2 pseudogenes are annotated in these 836 nt (G+C 44.1%); both read right to left on the reverse strand.

Annotated features, from left to right (window positions below):
* A pseudogene (locus HMPREF2794_RS00810) lies at positions 1 to 337 on the reverse strand (hypothetical protein); the annotation flags it as partial.
* Positions 338 to 423: 86 nt separating this feature from the next.
* Positions 424 to 836: pseudogene (locus HMPREF2794_RS00815) on the reverse strand (phage head morphogenesis protein); the annotation flags it as partial.

The raw sequence follows: 836 nt of genomic DNA on the forward strand, positions 1-836 counted from the left end.
AAAAATAACGCTTCATCCGCTCCGTTACGACAATGTAACCGCCTTCATTGTGAATCTTGGCATAAGCCAGCGGATCAGTCTGATAAATGATACGGTCTATTCCACGGTTGACTGCATGAATACTGTCACGAAGCTTCCCGCTTTGTATCAACACGCCACGATCCGAACCAACCGTGAGCGACCTTTTAGCCCACGGTGTCAATGATGTATCAAGAAATCCCTGCCTGCGAAAATTCTGCTTGAAGAAGTTCACACCCGCAACTTTCGCGTAGCGGTGAGCATCTTCTACCAGCGTGGATAATTCTTTGAAAAAATCGGGTAATTCAGTCCTTTCCATTTGCATTTCAAAATAAAATTGTATATTTGCAATGTTCGCGGCTGTAACAGGTCAAGAACTCCCTTCAGGAGTGTCAGTTTCGGCTGTCACTCCTGAAGTTCTTTTAAGAGTTCAGTTACTTTTCCGGTTTTTACATCTTTCCAAGACACCTTCACCGCCTTCCCGGAATAAATGAATATCATCTGCTGTCCGGAGAACTTGTCCCCATACAGTTTGTATATCCCGTTCAGTTTGTTCTGCACCATTTCCGGTTTAATGCTTTCAAATGCATCAAGATTGAAAACGGTGAATTCGCACTGCTGCTTACGCGAACTGTCCAGCCCGTTTTTAATTCCGCCTAATCCCTGAATGTTCTTCAGGTCTGCCAGCTTTTCGTTAATCAAATATTCCGGGTTCTTTATCCCGTCCTCGTTGATGTGCGGGCGGATTTTAATCTTCATGTTCAATTCCTTTGAAATGACACGCGCGCTTTCGACATTCTTAACCAAGTCTTTCGGAT

The sequence above is a fragment of the Bacteroides sp. HMSC067B03 genome, from assembly GCF_001811315.1.
In the GTDB taxonomy this organism is placed as follows: domain Bacteria; phylum Bacteroidota; class Bacteroidia; order Bacteroidales; family Bacteroidaceae; genus Bacteroides; species Bacteroides faecis.